The organism is Variovorax ureilyticus, from assembly GCF_037889935.1.
Classification (GTDB): Bacteria; Pseudomonadota; Gammaproteobacteria; order Burkholderiales; family Burkholderiaceae_C; genus Variovorax; species Variovorax ureilyticus.
Genome location: NZ_JBBKZU010000001.1, coordinates 717,548 through 735,844, shown reverse-complemented (window position 1 = coordinate 735,844; position 18,297 = coordinate 717,548). Strand labels below are relative to the sequence as shown.

Sequence of the window (18,297 nt, the reverse complement as noted above, 5' to 3'; positions counted from 1 at the left end):
CAACGCCGCCGATCATAGGGAGCCGCCTTCGTCTACCAGCGCCAGATGGCTTTCGTCCTTCAGTTCGACACCGGTGATGCCGCGCCGCAGCGATTCGCGGATCAGCCATGCGAGCTTGAACGCGGCCGCCGCGTACGCCAGCCCTTCGGGGCGGATGTTGGAGATGCAGTTCCGTTCGGCATCGTGCCGCCCGCGACGCGGCGCATGCGTGATGTAGACGCCCAGGCTGTCCGGCGAACTGAGGCCAGGGCGTTCGCCGATCAGGATGATCGACAGGCGCGCGCCGAGGTCCTCGGCGATCTCGTCCGCCAACGCGACGCGAGCTTGGGTGGCGATCACGACCGGCGTCAGTGAGAGCCCAGGCGGCAGCTTCGGCCGCAGTTCCGCGAGGAGTGGCGCGGCATGCCGTTCGACGGCCATCGAGGACAGCCCGTCGCCGATCACGATGCAGAGGTCCTTGGGCGCGCCGGCCCGCGAGCGCAGCCGCGACGAGTCCTCGGGCGCGAGTTGCCGCCCGAGGTCGGGGCGCCGCAGATAGTACGCCCGGTCGCCCGCGCGGCTGTGGACCTGTTCGGTGTCCCAGCCCTGCACGTTCAACGTGTTCACGAGCGCCTGCACGTCCAGCGCCGCGTGGATCGCATCGCGCGCCATCGCGTGTGCCCAGCCGAAGCGCAGCACTTCGTTGGTGGGCATGCCCGCGCCGGCGCGGCCGAGCGCGATGCGCGCGGGCGTGGCACCACGCCAAGGGTCCAGCGGGTTGTGGGTGACGAGCGAATCGTTCATCCCGCGAGCGCCTTCAGCGAGCCCATGTCCGAGAGCATGGCGTTGGAGGAGGGCGGTGCGATGCGCCCCGCGACGTCGGTGATCCGCATGCGCTGCAGCCAGGCCTCGAACTCGGGGGCCCGCTGGAGACCCATCGTCTCGCGCAGGAACAGCGCATCGTGGAAGGATGTGCTCTGGTAGTTCAGCATCACGTCGTCCGCGCCTGGCACACCCATGATGAAGTTGATGCCGGCGGTGCCGAGCAGCACCAGCAGCGTGTCCATGTCGTCCTGATCAGCTTCCGCATGGTTGGTGTAGCAGACGTCGCAACCGAGCGGCAGGCCCAAGAGCTTGCCGCAGAAATGGTCCTCGAGTCCGGCGCGAATGATCTGCTTGCCGTCGTAGAGGTACTCCGGCCCGATGAAGCCCACCACGGTGTTGATCAGCAAGGGCTTGTATCGCCGCGCGAGGCCATAGGCACGGGCTTCGCAGGTCTGCTGGTCGACGCCGAAATTGGCATTGGCCGAGAGCGCGCTGCCCTGGCCGGTCTCGAAATACATGACGTTGTCGCCGACGGTTCCTCGCTTCATCGCGAGCGCGGCTGCGCAGGCTTCGTCGAGCAGCTCCGGCGTGACGCCGAAGGAGCGGTTCGTCTTCTCGGTGCCGCCGATGGACTGGAACACCAGATCGATCGGCGCGCCGTACTCGGCCAGCTTGAGCGTGTTCGTGACGTGCGTGAGCACGCAGCTCTGCGTGGGGATCTGGAAGCGCTGGATCACCTCGTCGAGCATGCGCAGCAGGTTGCCGAGCACCTGCATGCTGTCGGACGCGGGGTTGATGCCGATCACCGCATCGCCCGCACCCAGCAGCAGTCCGTCGAGCAGCGACGCCGCGATGCCGCGCAGATCGTCGGTGGGGTGGTTGGGCTGCAGCCGCACTGCCAGGTGGCCGGGCAGGCCGATGGTGTCGCGGAACCGCGTGACGACGCTGCACTTGCGCGCGACCGCCACGAGGTCCTGGTTGCGCATCAGCTTGGACACTGCGGCCACCATCTCCGGGGTGAGACCGGGCGCGAGCGCGGTCAGTGCGTGCGTGTGCGCCTGCTCCGACAGCAGCCAGTTGCGGAAGTCGCCCACTGTCAGGTGCGCCACCGGCGCAAAGGCCTGCGCGTCATGGCTATCGATGATCAGGCGTGTGACGTTGTCTTCTTCGTACGGAACCAGCGCTTCGGTGAGGAACTGCTTCAGCGGCGTCTCCGCAAGGACGTGTCGCGCGGCGAGCCGCTGCTGCGCCGTGGCGGCCGCGATCTCCGCGAGATAGTCGCCCGAGCGGGCCGGACTTGCGCAGGCCATGACCTGCTTCAGATCGGCGAAGTCGAAGACGTGCGATTCGATCGTGGTTCGGTAGCGCATGGACGTGAACCTGCAAGAGGGGTGCCAGGCGGGTTGGCGGCGCGGCAATAATGAACCGGTTCATTCAAACATCAAAGGGGTTCTCCGTGCGATCCATTCTCTGTACCGCCATCGTTTCGATGTTCATGCTGCCGGCCGCCTTTGCGCAATCGGCGCCAGTGACCAAGCCCAGCGGGCTGATCTTCGAGTCGCTCGTGGACGGCAAGGGTGCATCGCCGGCTGCCACGGACGTCGTGCGGGTGCACTACCGCGGCACCTTCCCCGACGGCAAGGAATTCGACAGCTCCTTCAAGCGCGGCGAGCCGGCGGAGTTTCCGCTGGGCGGCGTGATCCCGTGCTGGACCGAGGGCGTGCAGCTCATGAAGGTCGGCGGCAAGGCCAAGCTGACCTGCCCGCCGGGGATCGCTTACGGCAAGCGGGGAGCGGGCGGGGTGATTCCGCCGGATGCAACCCTCAATTTCGAGATCGAGTTGCTCGCGATCAAAGGGAAATAACGAGTTTCGCCAGGAATACCGCGGAACCGGCTTCGCCGGGCCGCCGGTATTGCCCCCGGTAGGGGGTTGGCGAAGCGACACGCAGTGCGCGCAGCCTGGGGGCGAGCAACAGTCAAAACGGCTGAAACTGATAAAGCCAGGTCTCCGTCAACGTCTGATCCCCGTTCTTCATATAGAGCCGCATATCCACCGGATCGGCCCCTTCGGCGGCGAAGTCGAACTGCGCCCGCCAATGCCCCGGCACTCCGTTCGGCACTGCCTCCGCAAAGATGTACGAGAACTTGCCGCGCGAAGCGGTCAGCACCAGTTCGGGCTTGACGCCGAAGGGCAGTGATTCGAGCGGCTTGCCGATGAACTCGACCATGAACTTGCGCACCCCCTGAGGCCGCTGCGTGCCGGGCTGTCCGCCGCGCCCGATGCGTGTCGCCACGCAGCGCGCCAGGGGCGACGGAAAGGGCTCCTCCGCCGACCAGTGCAGGCGGTACTTGAGCTCGAAGTTCGAACCCGCCTTGGCGGGCGTCTTGGGCACCCAGCAGGCCAGGACGTTGTCGTGGATCTCGTCGTCGGTCGGGATCTCGATGAGCTGCACCGAGCCCTCGCCCCATTGACCGAGCGGCTCGACCCAGAGGCTCGGGCGCTTGTCGTAGTAGACGCCGTCCTGGTAGTGGTCGAAGGCGCGGTCGCGCTGCAGGAGGCCGAAGCCGCGCGGGTTGTTGTCGCTGAAGGCCGATGCGCGGGTCTGCGGCGGGTTGTTGAGCGGACGCCAGATGCGCTCACCCGCGCCGTTCCACATCGCGAGGCCGTCGGAGTCGTGCACCTCGGGGCGCCAGTCGATGCCGGTGGGCTTCACGGTCTCCGAATACCAGAACATCGAGGTCAGCGGCGTGAGGCCGAAGCGGCCGATGTCGCGGCGCAGGAAGAGGCGCGCGTCGATGTCCATCAGCACCGCCTTGCCGCGCTGCATGACGAACTTGTAGGCGCCGGCGATGCTGGGCCCTTCCAGGAGGGCGTAGACCGTCACGGCGTTCGACGAATCGTTCGCGGGCGGCTCGAAGTAGAACTGGGTGAAGGTGGGGAATTCTTCGGCGCGATCGGGCATGGCCGCATCGAGCGCAATGCCGCGAGCCGAAAGCCCGTACTGGAACAGCTCGCCGATGGCGCGGAAGTACGAAGCGCCGAGGAAGGCCGCCCAGTCGTTGGTTTGCCACGGCAGCTTCTTCTGGTCGCCGAGCCGGCTTTCCTGCAGGCGGAAGCCCGCGAAGCCGACGCCGTCAGGCAGCTGGCGCGCGGGGCTGTCGGGCGGCATCGTGAAGTACGCCGGGTCATAGACGATCTCGCGCGCAAAGCTGTCGCCGCCGGCGGTTTCCAGCACGTGCATGTGCACGGGCACCTGGAAGTAGCGGCCCAGGTGGAAGAAAGTGACGGGAAACTGCCCCGGTCCGTCGCGGAAGAGGGCGTTGTCGGTGTTGAACTTGATCTTGCCGTGGGCGTCGTAGTCGATCTTCTCCAGGATGTCCGCGGGCAGGGACTTGTCGGCGACGTACGGTTGGCTGCCCAGCGTCTTCGCGTACGCCACGAGGCGCTCGAAGGAGAAGGGCCGCGGCTGGCTCAACTGGAGCCCGGCGGCCGCGAATGCATCGGCGGAAATGCCCAGGGATGCGAGCGCCAGCGAGGCGCCGCCTGCGGTGAGGAGTGAGCGTCGATCGATCATTGGCGCAAATGTTAACGATGGCCCGGCACCGGCACCGTAGGCGGATCGCTGAAATGGCACCACGGTGTCGGCGCCGTCCTACGCGGCGAATTCGAAAGCAAACGGCGGAGTGCCCCTTCCGGCCCCGATCCCTACAGTGGATGCACCGATCAACGACACTGAAGGACGCAGGAAATGAACATGCGCAATGACGACGAAATGCGCGCGCTCGCCACGGTGAGCGATCCGCGCTGGGCCGCGGTGACGGCGCGCGATGCGAAGGCCGACGGCAGTTTCTTCTATTCGGTACGCAGCACCGGGGTGTACTGCCGGCCGTCCTGCGCGTCGCGCCGTGCGCGGCCGGAGAACATCGATTTCCACGCCACGGCGGCGGATGCGGAACGCGCGGGCTTCCGTCCGTGCAGGCGTTGCCGGCCCGACGCGCCTGCGCGGTCGAGCGAGCAGGCGGATCTGGTGGCGCGGCTGTGCCGCTACATCGAGGACTCGGAACAGGCGCCGGCGCTCGACGAACTCGCCGGGCGCGCCGGGCTCAGTCCCTGGCACCTGCACCGGCTCTTCAAGGAAGTGACCGGGTTGACGCCGAAGGCGTATGCGGCCGCGCATCGCGCGAAACGGGTGCGCCGCGAGCTTGCGCGCAGCGACACGGTGACCGAGGCGATCTACGACGCGGGCTACAACTCGAACGGCCGCTTCTACGCCGATTCGAACGAGATCCTCGGCATGACGCCGACCGCCTGGCGCTCCGGCGGCGCAGACACCGAGATCCGCTTCGCGATCGGCCAATGCGCGCTGGGCGCGATCCTCGTCGCGCAGAGCGAGCGCGGCATCTGCGCGATTTCGCTGGGCGACGATCCCGACGCACTGGCCCGGGAGCTGCAGGACCGCTTCCCGCGCGCGAGACTCGTCGGCGGCGACGCCGGATTCGAAGCGCTGGTCGCGAAGGTCGTCGGCTTCGTCGAGGCGCCGCGTGTCGGGCTGGACCTGCCACTGGACGTTCGCGGCACGGCCTTCCAGCAGCGCGTCTGGCAGGCGCTGCGCGAAATCCCAGTGGGGGAGACCGCGAGCTACAGCGCGATCGCGGAACGCATCGGTTCGCCGAAGTCGGTGCGCGCGGTGGCACAGGCTTGCGGCGCGAACGCCCTCGCCGTGGCGATTCCCTGCCATCGCGTGGTGCGCAGCGACGGCGGCGTCTCGGGCTACCGCTGGGGCGTCGAGCGCAAGGGCACGCTGCTGCGCCGGGAGGCCGGGCCGGCATGAGTTCATGGAAAGAACGGGTGGCGCAGGTGAACTGGGTTCAGGCCGAAACCGATCTCGACGACCAGGGCTGCGCGCTGCTGCCGTCGCTGCTCGCGCCCGGCGAGTGCGAGTCGCTCGCCGGGATGTATGCGGCCGACAAGTCCTTTCGCAGCCGCGTGGTGATGGAGCGGCACGGCTTCGGTCGCGGCGAGTACAAGTACTTCGCCTACCCCTTGCCGGCGGCCGTCGCCGCCCTGCGGGAGCGGATCTACCCGCGGCTGGTGCCGATCGCGAACCGATGGAACGAGATCATGGACATCGACGTGCGCTATCCGGCGCGCCACGCCGAGTTCATCGACCGCTGCCATGCGGCGGGCCAGTTGCGGCCGACGCCTTTGCTGCTGCAATACGACACCGACGACTACAACTGCCTGCACCAGGACCTGTACGGCGAGCATGTGTTTCCGCTGCAGGTGGTCATCCTGCTGTCCGAACCGGGCCGCGATTTCACCGGCGGCGAGTTCGTGATGACGGAGCAACGACCGCGCATGCAGTCGCGCCCGATGGTGCTGCCGCTGCGACAGGGCGATGCAGCGGTGATCGCGGTACACCACCGGCCGGTTCAGGGCACGCGGGGCACGTATCGCGTGAATCTGCGCCACGGCGTGAGCCGCGTGCGTTCGGGCCGGCGGCATACGGCGGGGATCATCTTTCACGATGCCCAGTGAGCCATGACGCAAGACCTTTTCGACGATGAAGCCGCATCCGGACCGCTGCCGCTCGCTCCCGGCGCCGTCGTGCTGCGCCGCTTCGCACGGCCGTATGACGGTGCGCTGCTGGATGCCGTCCGTGAGGTGATCGCGCAGGCGCCGCTGCGCCATATGGTCACGCCCGGGGGCTTGCGCATGTCGGTGGCGATGGCCAACTGCGGCGATCTCGGCTGGGTGAGCGACCGCACCGGCTACCGGTACGACCGGCTCGATCCCGAAAGCGGCAAGCCCTGGCCGCGCCTGCCGGATGTGTTCAGGCGCCTCGCGGCCGAAGCAGCGTCGCGAGCCGGCTTCGAGGGCTTCGTGCCCGATGCGTGCCTCGTCAATCGCTACGAGCCGGGCACGCGGCTCTCGATGCACCAGGACCGCGACGAACGCGATTTCAGCCAGCCCATCGTGTCGGTGTCGCTCGGCCTCTCGGCGGTGTTCCTCTTCGGGGGACCGAAGCGTTCGGACATGGCGCGCCGCGTTCCGCTGGACCATGGCGATGTGGTGGTCTGGGGCGGGCCGGCGCGGCTGCACTACCACGGCGTGCTGCCTCTGAAGGAGGGGGCGCACCCGTTCTGGGACGGATGCCGGATCAACCTCACCTTTCGCAAGGCGGGTTGAGCGGAGGCTGGGCGATCACCGGCGCGGCGGCAGGCGACGTGTCTCGCCGACTGCGACGGCGAAGAATTCCTCCTCCGGAATACCTTGCGCGTCGCGCACTTCCGCCAGCTTGCGCGGCGGCTCGTCGATCGCTTCGTCGCTCAGCTCGAAGACGCCCCAGTGGATGCCGAGCGAACGCTTGGCGCCCACGTCGGCATGGATGCGCAGGGCCTCTTCGATATCCACGTGCTGCGACTTCATGAACCAGCGCGGCGCATAGGCGCCGATCGGGATCAGCGCGATGTCGAAGCCGCCGCCTTGCTCCGGCGTCTGCCGGTCGCTGAAGTGCCGGCGGATGTCCGCGAAGTCGCGCGAGTAGCCGGTGTCGCCGGTGTAGAGCAGATGGCAATCCGGCGCGAGCACCGCGAAGCCGCCCCACAGCGTCGCCATCGCGTCGCGGGGGCTGCGCGACGACCAGTGCTGGGCGGGGACGAGCGCGATCTCCAGGTCGCCGTGTGCGCCACGCACGGCGTGCCGTTCCCACCAGTCCAGCTCGACGGCGTGGTGGATCCGCCGACTCGCCAGCCAGGGCCGGATGCCCAGCGGCACCACGAACAACGGCGGGCCGCCGGGCTGCCGGTTGAGCGCGTCGACCGACGGCGCGTCGAGATGGTCGTAGTGGTTGTGCGACACCAGCACCAGATCCACGCGCGGAAGCTGCGACAGCTCGATGCCCGGCGGCGTGTGCCGCTTCGGCCCCGCAAAGCGCAGCGGCGATGCGCGCAGCGAGAACATCGGATCGGTCAGCATCGTGAGCCCGCCCATCTGCACCATCACGGTCGCATGGCCGATCCAGGTGAAGCAGGGAACCATGGCGCTGCCGGCGCGCGCGTTGGCATGCAGCCATTCCAGCTCGGGCGTCACGCGCGGCGTCGGCGCGAGCGGTCGCGGCGGCAAGCGGTCGCGGAAGGCCTGCCGACGCCAGCGCAGCAGCTCCGACAGGCTCTTCGGCTGGAACTCCTCGTAGTTGTTCTGAAAGCCGCGTTCGCGGTGGTGCGGCCGGGCGGGGTCGGGGTGGCGGTTCATCGGTGCCGCAATCTATCCCGCAATCAGCTTCTGGACCAGCTCGGCGGTCGTGGCCGCGGTGTACTTGCGCATCAGGCGGGCGCGGTGAATCTCGACGGTGCGGTGGCTGATCTGCAGCGCCTTGCCGATTTCCTTCGACGTGCGTCCCTGCATCACCTGCGCCGCCACCTCGCGCTCGCGGGGCGTGAGTTCGGCCTTGACCGAGCGCCGCGAGCCCAGGTCCTCGAAGGTCCAGATGCCCGCCTCGTGCGGCGCATCGCGATTCAGCGCCTGGCCGCTGACGTGGCACCAGAAGGTCTCGCCCGCGAACATGCCGTGCAGGTTGCCCAGCCGCTTCATCATGCGGTTGTCGGCATAACGGCCGCTGGCGTTCAGGATCGGCTCCATGCGCTTGCCGATCCGCTCGAATTCGGCGACGCTCGGGTAGAGCACCTGGAAGGATTGGCCGACGAGCGCATCGCGCGTGGCGCCGAACATCTCGCACACGCGGGCGTTGCAGTCCACGATGATGCGGTGACGCGACAGCACCATGCCCACCGGCGCCAGCTCGAAAGCCAGCCGGTAGTCGACTGCCGGCAAATTTCCTTCGGGTGTCTCCATTACGAAATACTACGTATGCCAGTACGTAGTATCGTCGCGGGATCGAATTTGAGTCGGATTCAACCACCCTAACCACCGAACGAGGAACCATGGCGAACAAGATCTACCCCTCCGCCGACGCGGCGCTCAAGGGCGTCGTGGCTGACGGCCAGACCCTCGCCGTCGGAGGCTTCGGCCTCTGCGGCATCCCCGAAGCCCTGATCGATGCACTGCACGATTCCGGCGTCAAGAACCTCACCTGCATCTCGAACAACGCGGGCGTCGACGGCTTCGGCCTCGGCAAGCTGCTCGAGACGCGCCAGATCAGGAAGATGGTCGCGAGCTACGTCGGCGAGAACAAGGAGTTCGAGCGCCAGTACCTCGCGGGCGAACTCGAACTCGAGTTCACGCCGCAGGGCACGCTCGCCGAAAAGCTGCGCGCCGGCGGCGCGGGCATCCCGGCCTTCTTCACCAAGACCGGCGTCGGCACCCAGGTCGCCGAAGGCAAGGAACTGCGCGAGTTCGACGGCGAGACCTACGTCATGGAACGCTCGCTGGTGCCCGACGTCGCGCTGGTCAAGGCCGACGTGGCCGACAAGTCCGGCAACCTGCGCTTCCGCCTGACGGCGCGCAACTTCAATCCCGCCGCCGCGATGGCCGGCAAGATCTGCATCGTCGAAGTCGAGAAGATCGTCGAGGTGGGCGAGATCGCCCCGGACGACATCCACCTGCCGGGCATCTACGTGCACCGCATCGTGCTCAACGCGACGCCCGAGAAGCGCATCGAGAAGCGCACCGTGAGCGCGTCGGTCGATGCCGCCGCCGCCAAGGTCGAGGCCCAGGCCGCCATCGCACAGGCCGCCGCAGGCAGCGAAGTGCCCGCGCCCATCAAGAACACCAAAGGAGCCTGACATGCCCTGGACCCAAGATCAGATGGCCGCCCGCGCGGCCCAGGAACTCGAAGACGGCTTCTACGTCAACCTCGGCATCGGCATTCCCACGCTGGTCGCGAACTTCGTCGGCGACAAGGAAGTCTGGCTGCAGAGCGAGAACGGAATGCTCGGCATCGGCCCGTTCCCGACCGAGGACCAGGTCGACGCCGACCTGATCAACGCCGGCAAGCAGACCGTGACCACCATTCCGGGCTCGGCCATCTTCGGCAGCCACGAGAGCTTCGCGATGATCCGCGGCGGCAAGATCAACCTGTCGATCCTCGGCGCGATGCAGGTGAGCGCCAAGGGCGACCTGGCCAACTGGATGATCCCCGGCAAGATGGTCAAGGGCATGGGCGGCGCGATGGACCTCGTCGCGGGCGTCAAGCGCGTGATCGTGCTGATGGAGCACGTCGCCCGGAAGAAGGACGGCACCGAGGACCTGAAGATCCTCGACAACTGCTCCCTGCCGCTGACCGGCGTGGGCGTGGTCGACCGCATCATCACCGACCTGGGCGTGATCGACGTCACGTCGGACGGCCTGAAGGTCGTCGAACTGGCGCCGGGCGTGAGCTTCGACCAGATCCAGTCGAAGACCGGGCCGAAGCTGATCCAGTAATCGGCCGCAGATGAAAGCCGGGGGCGAAGCGAAGGTCGCGATCTACTGGGATTTCGAGAATCTGCACGCGGTCCTGACCGACCAGCAGAACGGGCAGGACTACTACCGCGACCACCGCATGAGCGTGCAGGCGCCGGTGGTCGACGTGGACCCGGTGCTCGACTACGCTGCGTCGTTCGGCGATGTGATCATCCATCGCGCCTACGGCAACTGGCAGTTCTTCTCGCGTTACCGCGATGCGCTCAATGGGGCGGGCATCGACCTGATCCAGATGTTCCCCCGGGGCGCGAACATGAAGAACAGCGCCGACATCCGCATGGCGCTCGACGCGCTGAGCGACATCCACGCGCATCCGCACCTGACGCACATCGTGGTCGTCTCCAGCGACAGCGATTTCATCAGCCTTGCGCAGAAGGCCAAGCAGGCCGGCCGTTTCGTCGCCGGCGTGGGCGTCGAGAACAACAGCAACCGCTTCTGGATCGCGGCCTGCAACGAGTTCAAGTTCTACCGCGCGCTGGTCGAACTCAACGAAGCCAGCGAGCTGGCGGCGTCGGCCGCTGCAGCGCCGGCAGTGACCGCGACCTCCGCCGGACCCTCGCCCGAATCCGAAGCGATGCCGGTCGAACCGCAACTGCCGACACTTCTTTCGGTCGATGAGGCGCGCGAAACGCTGACCAAGTCATTGACCCAACTGGTCGCGCGGCAAGGCGAGAACTACGTGCACCGCGGTACCCTCAAGTCGCTGATGAAGCGACTGATGCCGGCCTTCGACGAACGGGCACTGGGTTGCGGCAGCTTCACGAGTTTTCTCGAAAAGTTTCCCGATATCGTGCGAATCGTGGACGCCGAGGGCGGCGGCCATGTGGCACTCGTCGATGCGGCCCCGGCCGAGCCGGATTCCGGCGCAGGCTGATCATCCGGGCCGACTTTGCATGGAGAGTCGGACATGAATGCAAACGACGCGCTGCGCGGCATCTGGCAGACGGCCGGACTGCCCTCGGATGCACTGGCTTGCGCGCGACTGAGTGGTGCGGACCCGGTGCTGCCGTCGTCCTTCGCCGTCGGCGCAGCCGCGCAGAGCACCATCGCGGCGGCCGCGCTCGCTGCCTGCGAACTGGGGCATGTTCGCGGCGCGACGCGCCAGGAAGTCGCGGTCGACATGCTGCACGCGGCGCTCGAATGCACCGCCTGGTTCAGCATCGACGGCCGTGTGCCGGATCTGTGGGACGCGTTCTCGGGCCTCTATCGCGCGGCGGATGGCTGGGTGCGCATCCACGCGAATTTCGCGCATCACCGCGAGGGTGCATTGCGGCTGTTGGGGCTCGATCCCGTCACCGCGCAGCGCACCGATGCCGAGGCCGCCATGCGGTCATGGAGGGCGATCGATTTCGAAGATGCGGCCGCCGCACGAGGTCTCGTCGCAACCGCGATGCGCACCTTCGACGAATGGGACGCCACGCCGCAGGGCAGGGCGATCGCGTCGCAGCCGTTGTTCACCATCGACCGCATCGGCGACGCGCCGCCTGCGAGATTGCCGCCGCTCGAAGCGAACGACCGACCTCTGAGCGGCGTTCGGGTGCTCGATCTCACGCGCATCCTGGCCGGCCCGGTCGGCGGTCGTGCATTGGCCGCCTATGGGGCGGACGTGATGCTGGTCAACTCGCCGAAGCTGCCGAACGTCGAGGCCATCGCAGACACCAGCCGGGGCAAACTTTCCGCGCATGTCGATCTGCAAACCGAGGCGGGCCGCGCCGCACTTTCGCATTTGCTGACGGACGGGCATGTCTTCGTCCAAGGCTATCGTCCGGGGGGCATCGAGGCGCTGGGCTTCGGCGCGATCGATACGGCGCGCATGCGCCCGGGCATCGTCCACGTATCGCTCACCGCCTACGGCACGCAGGGCCCGTGGGCATCGCGGCGCGGTTTCGATTCGCTCGTGCAGACAGCCATGGGCTTCAACCATGCCGAGGGCGAAGCGGCGGGCGGCGGCAAGCCCCGGCCCCTGCCGATGCAGATCCTCGACGAGGCGACCGGCTATCTGATCGCCATGGGCGCATCGGCCGCGATGTGCCGCCAGCAGCGCGAAGGCGGAAGCTGGCACGTGCAGGTGTCGCTCGCGCAGACGGGCCACTGGCTGCGCGGGATGGGTCGCGTGCCCGATGGCCTGAAGGTGGCGGTGCCCGACAGGGCGCCGTTCCTCGAATGCTCGCCTTCCGGTTTCGGCGAACTGGCGGGTCTGAGCCACAGCGCGCAGTTGTCCCGCACGCCGGCCGCATGGCCCCGGCCTTCGATGCCGCCGGGGAGCCATCCGCCGGCATGGCCCTAGTCATCCCCTCGGCGAACGATTCGCCGTTCGACATCGCCTGCTAGTTTCATCCTGCCGGTCGGCTTCGACGGATCGGCTCTCAGGAAGGAAGGTGATCGTCATGAACAAGCGATCAGCAGGGGGCTCTTTTCCCAGATTCGGAAGGCAATGGTTCGTCGCGCTGGCGCTGCTGGCGGCGATCGTGCTCGGTACGTCGATTGCGGAAGGACCGATCCGATCCCATCCGTCGCACGATGCCCCGATCCCGGCTTCAGGCACGCCGGCCGCGGCTTCGGAGGGCTCCAGTTTCCCGGTGCCCGCCGCGAGCGAGGTGTTCTCGAACGCGCCGTCGCCGTCGTCCGTCGAGGTGATCCCGAGCTTCTGAAGTGCCCGCAAGGCAGTAAGGCCCTAATCGCCTCTGGCCGTATCGAGCGACTCGATCAACTGCTGCGCTCCCTGAGACGCACTCTCGGCCCATCGCAGCGACTCGAGCGCGGATGCGGCCGTCGCCGCCGGCACGCGGCGCAGGGCGACTTCGCCGAGAAGCCGCTCGCGTTCGGCTTTCCGTTCATGGACGAGTTGCGCTCTGGCTTCCTCGACGGGTGAGGTGATCGCCGTGCCGGCGGCGCTTTCGGGATCCTTCGTTGCGTCGAGCCAGGTGGCCAGCGCACGGGCGCCTGCCGCGTAGCCCGGCGGAGGCTGCCAGTCGCCGACGGCGGCCGGAATGCGCGCGAGTTCCCGCTGCAGCGTCGAGAGGTCATCCAGCGCGTGGCAGATGCGCACGAGGCGCGCCTCCCCGAGGCTGGGGTCGATGGTGTCGAGCGACACGGATTCGAGGAACTGCTCGATCTGCTGGATTGCCTGGGTCGGCGGGACATAGCCGGCCCGCTCCCCCGCCAGGGTGGCGCGGACGGCGTCGACCGCGCCGCGCGCCACTTCGAGGATCGCTCGCCACGCGGCTTCGAGCGCGATCGTGCCGCCCGTTCGCGCGACGGCGGGTTCGAGATGGCTCACGGCGGTTTCGCCACCGCTGCCGGCGATGCGGCTGATGAACTGCGCGAACCGGTCGAGCCACGGGTAGAACACCAGCACGCCCGCGAGCTTGAAGATGCTGCTGAAGGCTGCGAGCGCCAGCACGCCGTCGAGGTCGCCGAGCCGCCCGCCCAGCCATTCCGCCGCATGGACCAGCGGGCCCAGAAACACGACGCCGAGCACGCCGACGACGAGGCTGAAGGTGACATGGGCGATCGCGGTGCGCCGCACCGCCAGGCCGCCGCCGAGCGCCGCGAGGGCGCTCGTCGCCGCCGTCCCGATGCTCTGCCCCACGACCATCGCACACGCCTGCTCGAACGTGAGCGAGCCCGCGTCGAGCGCCACCAGCGTCGTCGCCGCGGCGGCGCTCGAACTCTGCATCACGATCGTCATCACGATGCCGATGCCGGCCAGCACCCAGCGTGCGAAGAGGCCGGTGCCGGCGAACGCTTCGAGGTTCCAGGTCACGCCTTTCATCCCGGTCTGCAGAAAGTCGATCCCGGTGAAAAGCAGCCCGAAGCCGGCGAGGATCGCGCCGAGCGACCGCAGCCTGCCGCTCGCGACCAGCCAGAGCAGCGCGCCGACGCCGAGCAGCGGCAGCGCGCCATCCGCGATCCGGACGCGAAACCCGAAGACCGCGATCAGCCATGGCGTCGAGGTGGTCCCGAAGGTGGCGCCGATCGTGACCCCGATGGCCTGCGAGAAGGTGATGAGCCCGGCGCTGACGAAGCCGATGACGGTCAGGATCGTCGCGGTCGAGGACTGGATCGCCGCGGTGAACAGCGCCCCGGAAACCACGGCGCTGAAGCGCCCGGACACCGCGGTCTGGAGCGCCCGGCGAAGCGAGTCGCCCGCGAAGCTCTTCAGGCCTTCGGTGAGATGGTGGATTCCCAGAAGGAAGAGGCCCAGTCCGCCGAGGACCTTCAGGGCGACGTCTGTCTCCATGTGCTAGCCCCCATGCCGGTCGCACCCGGCGTTGTGCGTACCGCTTTTCAGACGACGGTAAGGGAAGGGTGGAGTGGGTGTCAACGCCATGAGACTTGTCGCACTGCAGCAAATGGCCGGTCTTCAGGACACCCGGGCGCTATGCCATCAGGACATCCCGCTGCGCTTCGACGGTCTCTTTCAGGAAGTCCCACACCGCCTTCACCCTCGCCAGGTGCCGCGTCTCCGCCGGCACCGACATCCAGAAAGTCCGCGTGAAGTTCGCTTCATCGGGCAGCACGCGCCGCAGCGACTTGTCGCTCTCTGCAATGAACGCCGGCAGCACCGCGATGCCCGCGCCCGCCGCGGTGGCCCGATGCTGCGCGAGGATGCTGGTGCTGCGCAGCGCGAACGAATCGGGCTTGTACAGCTCGTCGAGGTACTGGAGTTCCTTGCTGAACAACAGGTCGTCCACGTAGCTGATGAAGGTGTGGCCGCGCAGGTCCTCGCGGGTGCGGATCGCGCCGTGCTTGGCGAGGTAGTGCTTCGACGCGTACAGGCGCAGCACGTAGTCGGTGAGCTTGGTGACGACCACGGGCCCGCGCGCCGGACGTTCGAGCGAGATCACGATGTCGGCCTCGCGCCGCGACAGGTGCACCAGGCGCGGCATCGCGAGCAGGTCGATCACGAGCTTGGGATGCTGCTGCGCGAACAAGGCGAGCTGCGGGGCCAGCACCACCGTGCCGAAGCCTTCGGTCGCGCCGATGCGCACCAGCCCCGACAGCCCTTCGTTGGATGCGGGCGCGGTGCTCTCGACCGCGCGGAAGGCACTCTCCATCGACTCGACTTGCGGCTGCAGCCGGCGACCCGCTTCCGTCAGCCGGTGGCCGTCGGATTCGCGCGAGAAAAGAGCGGTGCCGATCTCCTTTTCCAGTGCCTGGATGCGCCGCGCGACGGTGGTGTGATCGACAGCCAGTCGCCGCGCCGCGCCGACCAATGTGCCCGTGCGCGCGAGCTCCAGAAAGAAGCGCAGGTTGTCCCAGTCCATGCGTTGCAATTATGCAGATCGGGCATGCGTATTTGTCTATTGCAACCGCAAAAGTGCAAAGCTAGCATCCTTGCTCGCACCCCATTCAGGAGACAAGTTTCATGGACGCCACCACCACCCCCGCGACGAAGGTCGCCACCGTCAAGCTGCTCATCGGCGGCAAGTTCGTCGAGTCGAAGACCACCGAGTGGCGCGACATCGTCAATCCGGCCACGCAGGAAGTGCTGGCCAAGGTGCCGTTCGCCACGCAGGATGAAGTCGATGCGGCGGTCGCCTCCGCCAAGGAAGCCTTCAAGACCTGGCGCAAGACGGCCATCGGCGCACGCGCACGCATCTTTCTCAAGTACCAGCAGCTCATCCGCGAACACATGGGCGAACTGGCCGCGATCCTCACGGCCGAGCAGGGCAAGACGCTGCCCGATGCCGAGGGCGATGTGTTCCGTGGCCTCGAAGTGGTCGAGCACGCGGCCGGCATCGGCAACCTGCAGTTGGGCGAGTTCGCCAACAACGTCGCTGGCGGTGTCGATACCTATTCGGTGCTGCAGCCGCTGGGCGTGTGCGCGGGCATCACGCCGTTCAACTTCCCCGCCATGATCCCGCTGTGGATGTTCCCGATGGCGATCGTCACCGGCAACACCTTCGTGCTGAAGCCTTCCGAGCAGGATCCGATGGTCACGATGCGTTTGTGCGAACTCGCGCTCGAAGCCGGCATTCCGCCCGGCGTGCTCAACGTGGTGCACGGCGGCGAAGCGGTGGTCAACGCGATCTGCGACCACAAGGACATCAAGGCGATCTCCTTCGTCGGATCGACCAAGGTCGGCACGCACGTCTACAACCGCGCATCGCTCGCGGGCAAGCGTGTGCAATGCATGATGGGCGCGAAGAACCACGCGATCGTGATGCCCGATGCGAACAAGGAGCAGACGCTCAATGCGCTGGCCGGAGCGGCGTTCGGTGCGGCGGGACAGCGCTGCATGGCGGTGTCGGTCGCGGTGCTGGTGGGGGATGCGCGCAACTGGGTTTCCGATCTGGTCGAGAAGGCCAAGACGCTCAAGGTCGGCGCGGGCGTGGACAAGGGCGTGGATGTCGGCCCGCTGGTCTCGTGCGCGGCGTTTGACCGCGTCACCGGCCTCATCGAACGCGGCGTGGCCGATGGCGCGACACTCGCGCTCGACGGCCGCAAGCCTACGGTGCCCGGCTACGAGAAGGGCAACTTCGTCGGCCCGACGGTGTTCGCCGACGTGAAGCCCGGCATGTCGATCTACGAGCAGGAAATCTTCGGCCCCGTGCTGTGCCTCGTCGGCGCGGACAACATCGACGACGCGATCGAACTGATCAACGCCAACCCGAACGGCAACGGCACCGCGATCTTCACCCAGTCCGGCGCAGCGGCGCGGCGTTTCCAGGAGGACATCGACGTCGGGCAGGTGGGCATCAACGTGCCGATCCCGGTGCCGGTGCCGATGTTCTCGTTCACCGGTTCGCGCGCGTCGAAGCTCGGCGACCTCGGGCCCTACGGCAAGCAGGTCGTGCTGTTCTACACGCAGACCAAGACGGTGACTTCGCGCTGGTTCGACGACAGCACTGTCTCGCACGGCGTCAACACCACGATCGCGCTCAAGTAAGCTCGTCCGCATGGACTTCGAGCTGACCGAAGAGCAGCGCGCCTTCGCGCAGACCGCGCGCGAATTCGCGCTTGCCGAATTCGCGCCGCATGCGGCCCGGTGGGACGCCGAGGCGATCTTCCCCAGGGAAGCGATCGCCAAGGCCGGTGAACTGGGCTTCTGCGGCCTCTATGCCCCCGAGAGCATCGAAGGGCTCGCGCTGCCGCGCCTCGATGCGACGCTGGTATTCGAAGAGATGGCAGCGGTCGATCCCTCGACCACCGCCTTCATCACGATCCACAACATGGCGACGTGGATGCTCGGCACCTGGGGAGGCCCCGCGGTGCGCGAGCGCTGGGGCGCCGATCTGACCAGCGGGCGCAAGCTCGCGTCGTACTGCCTGACCGAACCCGGAGCGGGCTCCGATGCCGGATCGCTCAAGACGCGCGCCGAGCTGCAGGGCCACGAATACGTCATCAACGGCGGCAAGGCCTTCATCTCCGGCGCGGGTTCGACCGACGTGCTGGTGCTGATGGCGCGCACCGGCGGTGGCGGCGCGAACGGCATCTCCGCCATCGCAGTCCCGGCCGATGCGCCCGGCATCAGCTACGGCAAGAAGGAACACAAGATGGGCTGGAACAGCCAGCCCACGCGCACGATCAACTTCGACAACGTGCGCGTGCCGGCCGAGAACCTGCTCGGACAGGAAGGCGAGGGCTTCCGCATCGCGATGAAGGGGCTCGACGGCGGGCGCATCAACATCGCGACCTGCTCCGTAGGCGCGGCGCAAGGTGCGCTCGATGCCGCGCGCCGCTACCTGCACGAGCGACAGCAGTTCGGCAAGCCGCTCGCGAGCTTCCAGGCGCTGCAATTCAAGCTCGCCGACATGGCGACTGAACTGGTCGCCGCGCGGCAGATGGTGCGCATGGCCGCGAGCAAGCTCGATGCGGCTCATGCCGATGCGAGCACCTATTGCGCGATGGCGAAGCGCTTCGCGACGGATGCGGGCTTTACCGTCTGCAACGACGCGCTGCAACTGCACGGCGGCTACGGCTACCTGAGCGAATTCCCGCTGGAGCGGTTGGTGCGCGATGCGCGCGTTCACCAGATCCTCGAAGGCACCAACGAAATCATGCGAATGATCGTCGCCCGCAAGCTCCTAGAGGGCGACGCCGACATCCGATAACCAGACAGC

General features: G+C 67.5%; 18 protein-coding genes. 11 read left to right on the top strand and 7 right to left on the bottom strand.

The genetic code is table 11. The annotated features are described in order from the left end of the window. Positions 1–12 precede the first annotated feature (12 nt). The gene (eutC, locus tag WKW77_RS03525) at positions 13–783 is read right to left on the bottom strand and encodes an ethanolamine ammonia-lyase subunit EutC (RefSeq protein WP_340355420.1); all 771 of its coding nucleotides are present in this window, start codon (positions 781–783) and stop codon (positions 13–15) included. Continuing rightward, positions 780–2,174, bottom strand: coding sequence for an ethanolamine ammonia-lyase subunit EutB (locus tag WKW77_RS03520; protein WP_340355419.1), 1,395 nt, complete (start codon positions 2,172–2,174; stop codon positions 780–782). The genes eutC and WKW77_RS03520 overlap by 4 nt, the downstream gene beginning before the upstream one ends. Before the next feature lie 119 nt (positions 2,175–2,293). Between WKW77_RS03520 and WKW77_RS03515 the strand changes: the two genes are divergently transcribed. Beyond that, positions 2,294–2,668 (top strand): FKBP-type peptidyl-prolyl cis-trans isomerase, encoded by a 375-nt coding sequence (locus tag WKW77_RS03515; RefSeq protein ID WP_422823121.1) that lies wholly within the window; start codon positions 2,294–2,296, stop codon positions 2,666–2,668. Positions 2,669–2,780: 112 nt separating this feature from the next. Here WKW77_RS03515 and WKW77_RS03510 read toward each other — a convergent pair whose 3' ends face one another. Further along, complete coding sequence (locus WKW77_RS03510; protein WP_340355417.1) at positions 2,781–4,379, bottom strand: OpgD/OpgG family glucan biosynthesis protein; 1,599 nt, start codon at positions 4,377–4,379, stop codon at positions 2,781–2,783. A gap of 174 nt (positions 4,380–4,553) precedes the next feature. Between WKW77_RS03510 and ada the strand changes: the two genes are divergently transcribed. The 3 genes from ada to alkB are packed head-to-tail and all read left to right on the top strand — an operon-like array spanning position 4,554 to position 6,994. After that, positions 4,554–5,636 (top strand): bifunctional DNA-binding transcriptional regulator/O6-methylguanine-DNA methyltransferase Ada, encoded by a 1,083-nt coding sequence (gene ada, locus WKW77_RS03505; protein ID WP_422823110.1) that lies wholly within the window; start codon positions 4,554–4,556, stop codon positions 5,634–5,636. After that, positions 5,633–6,343, top strand: coding sequence for a 2OG-Fe(II) oxygenase (locus WKW77_RS03500; RefSeq protein ID WP_340355415.1), 711 nt, complete (start codon positions 5,633–5,635; stop codon positions 6,341–6,343). Before ada ends, WKW77_RS03500 begins: the two co-directional genes overlap by 4 nt. A gap of 3 nt (positions 6,344–6,346) precedes the next feature. After that, a complete protein-coding gene (gene alkB, locus WKW77_RS03495) occupies positions 6,347–6,994 on the top strand; it encodes a DNA oxidative demethylase AlkB (protein WP_340355414.1) in 648 nt (215 codons plus the stop codon). Between the two features lie 15 nt (positions 6,995–7,009). Here alkB and WKW77_RS03490 read toward each other — a convergent pair whose 3' ends face one another. Beyond that, entirely contained in the window at positions 7,010–8,059 is a 1,050-nt protein-coding gene (locus WKW77_RS03490; protein ID WP_340355413.1) for an MBL fold metallo-hydrolase, read from the bottom strand. Between the two features lie 12 nt (positions 8,060–8,071). Beyond that, positions 8,072–8,638 (bottom strand): LuxR C-terminal-related transcriptional regulator, encoded by a 567-nt coding sequence (locus WKW77_RS03485; protein ID WP_340355412.1) that lies wholly within the window; start codon positions 8,636–8,638, stop codon positions 8,072–8,074. 110 nt (positions 8,639–8,748) lie between these two features. On the opposite strand from WKW77_RS03485, the gene WKW77_RS03480 reads away from it, so the two are divergent. From WKW77_RS03480 to WKW77_RS03460, 5 genes are all read left to right on the top strand, one after another. Continuing rightward, positions 8,749–9,549 carry a CoA transferase subunit A gene (locus WKW77_RS03480; RefSeq protein WP_340355411.1) on the top strand — a complete coding sequence of 267 codons (801 nt, stop codon included), beginning with the start codon at positions 8,749–8,751 and terminating at the stop codon, positions 9,547–9,549. A gap of 1 nt (position 9,550) precedes the next feature. After that, positions 9,551–10,189, top strand: coding sequence for a 3-oxoacid CoA-transferase subunit B (locus tag WKW77_RS03475; RefSeq protein ID WP_340355410.1), 639 nt, complete (start codon positions 9,551–9,553; stop codon positions 10,187–10,189). 10 nt (positions 10,190–10,199) lie between these two features. Continuing rightward, positions 10,200–11,102, top strand: coding sequence for an NYN domain-containing protein (locus WKW77_RS03470; protein ID WP_340355409.1), 903 nt, complete (start codon positions 10,200–10,202; stop codon positions 11,100–11,102). 33 nt (positions 11,103–11,135) lie between these two features. After that, positions 11,136–12,515, top strand: coding sequence for a CoA transferase (locus tag WKW77_RS03465; protein WP_340355408.1), 1,380 nt, complete (start codon positions 11,136–11,138; stop codon positions 12,513–12,515). 100 nt (positions 12,516–12,615) lie between these two features. Beyond that, positions 12,616–12,879: a hypothetical protein gene (locus tag WKW77_RS03460; protein ID WP_340355407.1), complete on the top strand. Its 264-nt coding sequence runs from the start codon at positions 12,616–12,618 to the stop codon at positions 12,877–12,879. 23 nt (positions 12,880–12,902) lie between these two features. Here WKW77_RS03460 and WKW77_RS03455 read toward each other — a convergent pair whose 3' ends face one another. Together WKW77_RS03455 and WKW77_RS03450 are read right to left on the bottom strand one after the other, a co-directional pair. Beyond that, complete coding sequence (locus WKW77_RS03455) at positions 12,903–14,471, bottom strand: Na/Pi cotransporter family protein (RefSeq protein ID WP_340355406.1); 1,569 nt, start codon at positions 14,469–14,471, stop codon at positions 12,903–12,905. A 139-nt stretch (positions 14,472–14,610) separates the two neighbouring features. Further along, the gene (locus tag WKW77_RS03450; protein ID WP_340355405.1) at positions 14,611–15,498 is read right to left on the bottom strand and encodes a LysR family transcriptional regulator; all 888 of its coding nucleotides are present in this window, start codon (positions 15,496–15,498) and stop codon (positions 14,611–14,613) included. Between the two features lie 101 nt (positions 15,499–15,599). On the opposite strand from WKW77_RS03450, the gene WKW77_RS03445 reads away from it, so the two are divergent. Together WKW77_RS03445 and WKW77_RS03440 are read left to right on the top strand one after the other, a co-directional pair. Beyond that, on the top strand, positions 15,600–17,123 hold the full coding sequence (locus WKW77_RS03445; protein ID WP_340355404.1) for a CoA-acylating methylmalonate-semialdehyde dehydrogenase: 1,524 nt from the start codon (positions 15,600–15,602) through the stop codon (positions 17,121–17,123). A 10-nt stretch (positions 17,124–17,133) separates the two neighbouring features. Then, positions 17,134–18,288 carry an acyl-CoA dehydrogenase family protein gene (locus WKW77_RS03440; RefSeq protein WP_340355403.1) on the top strand — a complete coding sequence of 385 codons (1,155 nt, stop codon included), beginning with the start codon at positions 17,134–17,136 and terminating at the stop codon, positions 18,286–18,288. The last annotated feature ends 9 nt before the right edge of the window (positions 18,289–18,297 follow it).